Raw genomic sequence first — 8,804 nt, forward strand, 5'->3', positions numbered from 1 at the left:
GAAGCGGTTGAAAAACCAGAAAGCTTTGCTACCGATGAGCCCGCACGGATCGTTCTGGATTTCCATGGTGTAAGCAATAAACTGAATGAAACCACCCAGCAGATAAATAATGGTCAGACTCGAAGTATTGCTACCGTAGAAGCAGGTGAACGTACCCGAATGGTTATTAATTTGCTTCGCAAATTACCTTATGAAATTGAAGTAGAGGGAAAGGTTGTCAAAGTTTTACTTAATGAAAGTAATGGTCAGATTGCGCGAGCACCACTTCCAAATACAACTCCTTTAGCTGCGCCGGATATTAATTCGGTGACGGATATCGATTTCAGACGCGGCGAACAGGGCGAAGGCAGATTAATATTGCAGTTGAAAAATGAAAATACTGCTATGGATATTCGCCGTGAAAGTGGAGACTTGATTGTAGATTTGCCTGGGGTTAACTTGCCTGACCAATTGAACCGCAAACTGGATGTAATGGATTTTGCGACCCCGGTGAATTTGATTGAAAGTATGCAAACACGCGATGGGTCCAGGTTGGTGCTTACAACTACAGGTAAGTTTGAACATCTGGCTTACCAATCTGGCGATAAGCTTGTGGTTGAGGTAAAACCAGTTGCAGAACGAGCTACAGCTGAGACGACTGAAAATGAATTTGGCTTTGAAGGCGAGAAGCTGTCGCTGAATTTCCAGAATATTGAAGTTCGTGCCGTTTTACAGTTACTGGCCGATTTTAACGGTATGAATCTGGTGACCAGCGACACAGTGACCGGCAACTTAACCCTGCGTTTGAAAAATGTACCTTGGGATCAGGCATTGGATATTATCCTGAAAACCAAGGGACTGGGTATGCGTCAGAATGGTAATGTCATGCTGATTGCCCCAGCAGCAGAAATTGCCGCTCGTGAAAAACAGGAGCTTGAAGCTAGACGGCAACTGGTCGAGCTGGAACCACTTTACTCCGAGATATTTGAAGTCAACTTTGCAAAAGCATCAGAGATGGCTGAGATTCTAACGACAACTCAAGGTCAAACAACAGCCGGGAGTAGTGCAGGGGGATTTCTTTCTGAACGAGGTAGTGTAGTGGTTGACCAACGGACCAACTCTTTACTGCTCCGTGATACTGCCAGTAATCTGGCCGATGTACGCAAGTTAATCGAAAAGCTCGATATACCGGTACGGCAGGTGTTAATTGAATCGCGGATTGTTATTGCCAATAATGACTTTACCAAAGAGCTAGGCGTGCGATTTGGTTCGTCAGCTCAGAGTGGCACATTAGGAGCGGGTACATCCGGTACATTGGAAGGCTTGCAGGTTCCAGCGAATAATCTGGATGCGGTGGTTCCAACAAACCAGGCTGGATTACGTGGTCAGGATTTAAATGTGAACTTACCGGTTGCCAATCCGGCAGGCACAATTGCTCTGGCATTGGCTAAACTGCCTTTAGGAGCAGTGTTGGAGCTGGAGCTTTCAGCGATGCAGGAAGAAGGCAAAGGTGAGATTATTTCAACGCCACGTGTCATTACTTCAAATCAAAAACAGGCCACCATTGAACAAGGTACCGAAATTCCCTATCAGGAAGCTTCATCAAGCGGTGCAACCTCGGTTTCCTTTAAAGAAGCATTGTTAAAACTGGATGTGACTCCGCAGATTACGCCGGATGATCGTATTGTGATGGATTTGGAAGTCAATAAAGATGAAGTGGGCGAGACTTTTCTGGGTGTTCCAAGTATAGACACTCGTAGTGTTCGGACACAGGTATTGGTTGATAATGGCGAAACAGTGGTGCTGGGGGGGATCTATGAACAAACTTCGACACAATCTTCCACACGCGTACCGTTCTTTGGTGATTTGCCTTATGTGGGCTTCCTCTTCAAAACCAATTTAAATGAAGATCGCCAACGTGAACTGCTGGTATTTGTGACACCAAAAATTATTAAGGAAGGTATGGATTATTAATTCCTGCTTTTTCAGTTAATATAAAAAACCGGATCTATTATGATCCGGTTTTTTTTTCACGATAAACAGTTGGGTCATTAGCCACGTGATTTCAGGTAATATATTTCTGGTAGGGCCAATGGGGTCTGGAAAGTCTACCATTGGTCGACAGCTTGCCAAAAAGCTGCATCGCAAGTTTTTTGATAGTGATCGTGAGATTGAAAAACGCACTGGCGTATCTATATCCTGGATTTTCGAGATGGAAGGGGAAGAGGGCTTCAGGGAGCGCGAGCAAAAAGTGATCGATGAGCTGAGCGCAATGGATAATATTGTAATGGCCACCGGTGGTGGTGCCGTTCTTGCAGAAGCCAATCGGCGTAATCTGGCTCGAGGCAAGGTTGTCTATCTTGCGGCCACAGCGGAACAACTTTACCGTCGCACATCTCGTGATACCAGTCGCCCCCTGTTGCAGGTGGGGGATCGGCGCCAGCAAATAAAACAACTAATGGCACAGCGGGACCCTTTATATCGTGAAGTGGCTGATGTGGTGTTACAAACGGGTGAGCAGTCTGTCACCAGAACTGTGAACGCAGTGATAAAACAACTGCAACAATTAAAAACAAAAGAAAACTGAATATGATGAAAACGCTTCAAGTTGCGCTCGGTGATCGCAGTTATCCAATCCATATTGGTGAAAACCTGCTATCGGAAAGTGATTTATTTACCGCCCATATCCGGGGAAAGGAAGTGTTGATTGTCACCAATGAAACGGTAGCTCCTCTGTACCTGGATACTGTAAAAACAGCGTTAAATGACTATCGGCTGGAAAGTGTTATCTTGCCTGATGGTGAGCAATATAAAACGCTGGACACCATGCAGCTGATTTTTGATCGTTTACTGGAAGCCAGAATGTCTCGTCAGGTAACCATTATTGCGCTGGGTGGAGGTGTTATAGGAGATATGGCAGGCTTTGCTGCAGCCTGTTATCAGCGGGGCGTACCCTTTATCCAGGTTCCCACCACCTTATTATCACAAGTCGACTCTTCAGTCGGTGGCAAAACTGCGGTCAATCATCCTTTAGGCAAAAATATGATTGGTGCGTTTTACCAGCCGCAATGTGTGCTGGCAGATACTGCCACGTTAAAAACGCTGGATGATCGACAGTTTTCTTCCGGGCTGGCAGAAGTCATTAAATATGGTCTGATTAATGATGCTGAATTTTTTGACTGGCTTGAACAGAATATGTCGTTGCTGGTTTCGCGTGAACCTGCGGCACTGGCACAGGCGATCGCACGATCCTGTCAGGATAAAGCAACCATTGTGGCTGATGATGAGCGTGAACAGGGTGTCAGAGCATTGTTAAACCTTGGTCATACATTCGGTCATGCCATTGAGACTGGCTGTGGCTACGGGAATTGTCTGCATGGCGAGGCGATTGCAATAGGTATGGTGATGGCGGCAGACTTATCGCAACGTATGGGTTGGTTGAGCACGGAAAAAGTTACGCGTATCAGTGGCATTATGACAGCCGCTAATCTTCCTGTTACTGTTCCGGGCAAGTTAAGTTCTGCAGATTTTATGAATCTGATGGCGGTAGATAAAAAAGTTCAAGATGGACTGATTCGTCTGGTGTTGTTAAAAGATATTGGTCAGGCCATTATTTCCGATGACTACGATGGTGATGCCCTGGCTGAAACCCTGGCGAAATTTACTGCTGGAAATTGAGTAATGCAATGACTGCAGCGGCAGCTGAACCAAAATATATTTCGAGATTAGCGCTTCAGTCGAATCCATTCAGTGCTGAGGTGACAGAAGCCGGACTGTACATGGGGCCGGAAATTAAGCAGCGTCTGGACCTGGTTCTGCATCTGCTGCGGGCCAGTGACAAAATTCCTTTGCTGTATGGCACCAACGGTCTGGGTAAAACCACTACTTTAAAAGCCTTAATGAATCGGGGGGGCGATGATCTGCGTTTTTGCCTGATTCAGGCAGAACCCTCATTGACCATTCAGTTTATGGTCAGCCGCTGTTTGCAGGTTTTTGGTGCGCCTCAGGAGAGTACCCTGGGCAGTAACAACCTGCAGCTATTGCAACAGCGATTACAGCAACTGCAGACTTTGCAGATTCGTCCGGTGTTATTGATTGATGATATCAGTAAGCTTGCCGAGCCATTACTTCAGCAAATAAAAGCCTGGTTTGACTGGCAACATGAAGGCCACTATTTATGGCGGGCGGTAGTAACCGATGTTACGGCTGATGCCATGGTTGCTCAAAATGAGCGTATTCAACCCTTACTGCTGGGGCCTATCCCACAGCAGGAAACCGCTGCTTATTTATTGCAGCGTTTACAAGGCGTTGGTTTCAACGGTGACAGCCCCTTTGATGACAAAGCATTAATACGTTTTCATCGACAATCTTCAGGTGTTCCGGCAGCATTGAATCATCTTGCCCACAAATTTTTACTGGGACAGGGTAAACCGGTTCAGTTGCCTCTCAGCTTCAAGTTTCCTGCTATTTCTTTGCGTTGGAATAAATGGTTTGGGCTGGTTCCGCTGGGTGTTTTATTTGCTTTGATTCTATTTTACCAACAGCAGATAAATGACTTGTTTGTTGCTGATAAAAACACTATTGAAGACGATGTGCTGAATACGGATGCTTTAACTGAAGACTTGCCGATGGTCGTTGTGGATGAGCCAGAAGAACTTACCAGTGTTGCAGAAGCCGATCGTCAGGAATTAGTCGAGCTGCTTGAAGAGTTAGAACAGGCAGACGTAGAAGCCGAACCGACGACTGACTCTGCAGTTGAACCGGAAATCGAAACCATTACCCCAGCAGATGAAGAAGAATCAGAACCTGAACCTGAACCTGAACCTGAACCTAAACAGGAAGTCACTGCAGAAGTTGTATTCGAGCCTGTAGAAATAATTGAACAACCATCGCAGCCCGCTGATTCTGAGGAATCTATTGCTGACGTTGGCATGGTGAATGACGATTTAAGTTCTGAAACAGAAAAAATGACTTCTGAAACAGCAGATGAAGAAAAGGTTGAGCCAACTTCACCGCCTGAACAAATTAACCCTCCAATCGAATTAATTCCCGAACCCGCTACCACTACGGAGAAAGCGGATACAGCATTTTCTGAACTGGTTGATACGACTCTAAAGGATAAAGAGTGGATTTTGCAGCAATCCGCCACCGATTTTACCTTTCAATTAATGGGGACATGGGATCGGGCTGAAGTGGACAACTTTGTGGAAAAAAATGAACTAACAGGTAATGTTGCGGTTTTTGAAAGTATGCGCAATGGTGAAGTCTGGTATGCCGTGATCTATGGGGTATATCCTTCAAAACAGGTAGCAATGCGTGACAGTCAGCAATGGCCCTCTCCGTTAAATAAAATATCGGCATGGCTAAGACGTTATGACGGCGTTCAAAAACAGATTATAGATAAGGCGCCAGATCGCTAATCAGTGTGTCACTGCGAGTGCCTGGGCCTGCAAATACCGCCCGATAGACTTTTTTTCCAGCAATTTCCGTAATTGAAAAAATACCTTTTTCAAACAAACCTGAAAGGTCTGTTTGTGGTGGGGGATTAAAACAGACAATGCCTGTGGGAGACTTGTCTGCCTGCCATCCTGGCTGCTCATTGAGAAAACTTGCAAATTTTCTGGCCTGGTCGAGTTGAAAGTCGATTTGATCCTCAAGCCCTGTTTTTCCAAGTGTTTTGATGGTCAGCCATAAAGGCAGTAAAAGTTCTGCTCCATAGGACCCCGGTAATGTGTCACATGGTGTTTGTGTCAGGTATTGGGTTGGCGAGGCCGTAGCTTTGATTGGTTGCTGATACATCAATAACCCACAGGGACGGGGCTGACCCAGACTTTTGTGCGGATCAAAACAGACCGAATCAGCTTGTCCAAACTGTTTGTCCGTCAGTGGACTGGTATCGATCAAACTTAAAAAACCACCCCAGGCTGCATCGATATGCAGCCAACACGGGCTATGCTCAATGATCGCTTTAACCGCATTGATATCATCGATCTGTCCGCTACTGGTGGTGCCTGCTGTAGCAACAATGGCCATTGGAGTCTGCTCGTTACAGGCAAACGCAAGTGCTGCAATATCCATCTGCTGGGACTCATTGGTGGGTATCAAATGTAATTCCAGACCCAGAATGTCACATGCCTTGAAAACAGAATAGTGGGATTGATCGCTGGCATATACCCGGTTTGAATAACCACCGAATTTTTTCCTAGCCTGCCATAACGCATCAAGGTTGCCATAGCTGCCACCATGCGTCGCATGACCGTGTTGTTGACCAAATAATGGGCAGAAAAAATCAAAGATATCTTTTTCAATGATTGCAAGTTCTGGATAGAGCTCTGATGAGAGAAGATTGCCTTGATACAAAGCCGCCACAAACTGGCCCAGTGCGGCTAATTCATTTACTGCAGGTGTCATATGAGCTGCCCAGTTGGCTTGTCTGTGACGCTGTCCTGCACGCAGTAGGGTGTCAATTTGTTGGGAAAGTTGTTGAAACGTTTTAGCGTCGATGTCCAAGTGTTGCAGATACTGATTCATTAACGCTGACAGCGTGGTGGATAGTTGACTTGAATCAATACTCATCCGAGCTTAATTCCATGCTCAGGAAAGTTCTCCAGGGTTTGATAATGGATTAATTGAGTTAAGATGGGTCTTTGTTGGAACAATGCAGTAAAACCCTGATCAATAATGCCTTTTTTACTTAACACGTTGAGATCTCCACTATCCGCGGACACTCGTTTGATTAGACTCAAGCTGCTTTGCGGAAATTGCTGTGCGAACCACAATGCCAGACTGTCGGAAGTGATCTGCCAGTTTTGGGTAATTTCTTCGACTTGCAGCAGTTGATCATCTGGCAACCAGATAGATAGTTGGCAATGGCTGGATACTTCTGCTGGTGTTTTAACGAGAACAGCGGAGGGTAATAAGGCCTGCAGTATCAACCCATATTGTGCCATAGCAAGGATCGCCATATGGTGAGCATGTTGATCATCAAATTGATGCAGTTGCTGCGCCTGACGCACCATATCAGCAAAAGGGCCACCGCCAGGAACAATTACCACACACTCATTAAGCGCCGTCTGTTCCAGCAATGTTAACCAGGATTTGAGTTCAGCAGTGTGATAAAGGCTGCCACCCAGTTTGACGATATGCATTTATCGTAATGACTCCACCAAGCCTAGCATTGCGGCAGCTTTATCGGCTACTTCCTGATATTCGGCTTCCAGTTCGGAATCCGCCACAATACCGCCACCAGCCCAGAAACGCAGGCGATTATCACTGAATACCAATGTTCGAATTGTAATATTGCTATCCATATTGCCGTCAAAGCCAATGAAAGCAATGCTGCCACAATAGACCCCACGGCGTTGTGGTTCGAGTTCTTCGATGATTTCCATCGATCGCAGTTTTGGGGCGCCGGTGATGGAACCGCCGGGGAAACAGGCTCTTAATAAGCTGACAGCATCCTGATCTTCAGCCAGTGTCCCGGTAATAGTGCTGACCAGGTGATGTACGGTAGCAAAAGACTCCAGCGCAAAAGGAGAAGGCACAGATATGGAACCCGGTGTGCAGACTTTGCCCAGATCATTGCGCAGCAAATCCACAATCATCACATTTTCAGCACGATCCTTGAGGCTGTCCTGTAATTGTTGAGCGAGCAAACGATCGCGCTCTGCATTGTGCAAATCCCGTGGTCGGGTACCTTTGATGGGTTTGGTTTCCACCAGGTTGTTTTTAACCCGTAATAACCGTTCCGGTGATGAACTTAATACTGCTGCCTGGGGGGTGTTTAAAAAGGCTGAAAAAGGCGCGGCATTCTGCTTTCGTAACTGCTGATAGGCAATCCAGGGATCACCTTCAGCATTTACTTCATAACGCTTGGCCAGATTGACCTGATAACAGTCCCCATCAGTAATGTAGTTTTTTATTTTTTCAAAGGCTGTTTGATAGGCTTGTTGATCCATGTTGCAACGTAATTCGCCATTTACCTTAAAGGTAGTTGAATCAGTGACGTGTGGCAGTTGCAATCGATTGATTAAATCCGACCAGTTCTGGTGAGTGGCTGGGTCAACGCCATAACTGACTAACCAGCAGCGTTGTTGCCGATGATCATTAATGAGTGCCCAGTCATAAATGCCAACAGCCATTTCCGGTATTTGTTCCGAATCTACTGCCAGACTTGGCAGGCTTTCAATTCTGCGGCCCAGATCATAACTGAAATATCCAATGGCTCCTCCACAGAAGGGCAATTTGGTGGACTGCTGTGCATATTTTTTCAGTACACTCTGCAACAGCAAAAAAGGATCATCTGCCGAATTCAGACTATCTGCAGTTCGATAGTCAATAGTTGTTGTTTGACCGGTGGTCTGCAGAGTAATAAAAGGATCTGCCGCGATGATATCGAAGCGGGCATTGTCGCCTTCGGTAATGGCACTATCCAGGAAAACCGCCCATGGCAAATCACGAATAGCAGCAAACAGTGTGGCACTGTCTATTTGATAGGGAAGCTCGGCACATAAAGGCGGCAATTGAGAAGTCATCACAGTATTTTACGTGAACTGCCTCTGGGCTAGAAGGGCTAGTGCGCTGGCTGGGGCGTATGACGCAGCGGTTTCATGTGAGTCAAGCAGGCTATCAAAATCAACATATGGACGCTGTAAACGCTCAGCAATCTGGCTGACAATAAATCGTCCAGCGCCTGCGCCAATAACCGGTGCTTGTTTATCAAGATCACTGTGAGCGGATAATACCTGTAAGCAGGCATTATGAATCTGCTGGATTTGCTGTTCAGAAAACCATATTGCGACATTCTGCCAGTCTTCTGCTGTAAA

7 protein-coding genes and 1 pseudogene are annotated in these 8,804 nt (G+C 46.1%); 4 read left to right on the top strand and 4 right to left on the bottom strand.

Annotated features, from left to right (window positions below; translation table 11 throughout):
- From pilQ to B3M51_RS10130, 4 genes are all read left to right on the top strand, one after another.
- The coding region (gene pilQ, locus B3M51_RS10115) for a type IV pilus secretin PilQ (RefSeq protein WP_292758878.1) at positions 1–1,953 on the top strand (1,953 nt) is incomplete at its 5' end.
- Between the two features lie 85 nt (positions 1,954–2,038).
- Positions 2,039–2,566, top strand: a complete 528-nt coding sequence (gene aroK / locus B3M51_RS10120; RefSeq protein WP_292482666.1) for a shikimate kinase AroK — start codon at positions 2,039–2,041, stop codon at positions 2,564–2,566.
- Between the two features lie 5 nt (positions 2,567–2,571).
- Positions 2,572–3,657 carry a 3-dehydroquinate synthase gene (gene aroB / locus B3M51_RS10125; protein ID WP_292483450.1) on the top strand — a complete coding sequence of 362 codons (1,086 nt, stop codon included), beginning with the start codon at positions 2,572–2,574 and terminating at the stop codon, positions 3,655–3,657.
- An 8-nt stretch (positions 3,658–3,665) separates the two neighbouring features.
- Positions 3,666–5,399 (top strand): SPOR domain-containing protein, encoded by a 1,734-nt coding sequence (locus B3M51_RS10130; RefSeq protein ID WP_292758882.1) that lies wholly within the window; start codon positions 3,666–3,668, stop codon positions 5,397–5,399.
- On the opposite strand, the gene B3M51_RS10135 is transcribed toward B3M51_RS10130, so the two are convergent.
- The 4 genes and pseudogenes from B3M51_RS10135 to B3M51_RS10150 all read right to left on the bottom strand — a co-directional run.
- On the bottom strand, positions 5,374–6,555 hold the full coding sequence (locus B3M51_RS10135; protein WP_292758885.1) for a pyridoxal phosphate-dependent decarboxylase family protein: 1,182 nt from the start codon (positions 6,553–6,555) through the stop codon (positions 5,374–5,376). The two genes, B3M51_RS10130 and B3M51_RS10135, sit on opposite strands and share 26 nt — an antisense overlap.
- Entirely contained in the window at positions 6,552–7,127 is a 576-nt protein-coding gene (locus tag B3M51_RS10140; RefSeq protein ID WP_292482660.1) for a delta 1-pyrroline-5-carboxylate synthetase, read from the bottom strand. Before B3M51_RS10140 ends, B3M51_RS10135 begins: the two co-directional genes overlap by 4 nt.
- Positions 7,128–8,513 carry an aminodeoxychorismate synthase component I gene (gene pabB / locus B3M51_RS10145; RefSeq protein WP_292482658.1) on the bottom strand — a complete coding sequence of 462 codons (1,386 nt, stop codon included), beginning with the start codon at positions 8,511–8,513 and terminating at the stop codon, positions 7,128–7,130. It abuts the gene before it with no gap.
- A gap of 9 nt (positions 8,514–8,522) precedes the next feature.
- Positions 8,523–8,804, bottom strand: a pseudogene (locus B3M51_RS10150) (H4MPT-linked C1 transfer pathway protein); the annotation flags it as partial.

The organism is Methylophaga sp. UBA2689, from assembly GCA_002354555.1.
Taxonomy (GTDB): domain Bacteria; phylum Pseudomonadota; class Gammaproteobacteria; order Nitrosococcales; family Methylophagaceae; genus Methylophaga.

Bases quoted from the DNA above. Each gene is read 5' to 3' on its own strand.
- aroB (WP_292483450.1), top strand. From the start codon at position 2,572: ATGAAAACGCTTCAAGTTGCGCTCGGTGATCGCAGTTATCCAATCCAT.
- B3M51_RS10130 (WP_292758882.1), top strand. From the start codon at position 3,666: ATGACTGCAGCGGCAGCTGAACCAAAATATATTTCGAGATTAGCGCTT.
- B3M51_RS10135 (WP_292758885.1), bottom strand. From the start codon at position 6,555: ATGAGTATTGATTCAAGTCAACTATCCACCACGCTGTCAGCGTTAATG.
- B3M51_RS10140 (WP_292482660.1), bottom strand. From the start codon at position 7,127: ATGCATATCGTCAAACTGGGTGGCAGCCTTTATCACACTGCTGAACTC.
- pabB (WP_292482658.1), bottom strand. From the start codon at position 8,513: ATGACTTCTCAATTGCCGCCTTTATGTGCCGAGCTTCCCTATCAAATA.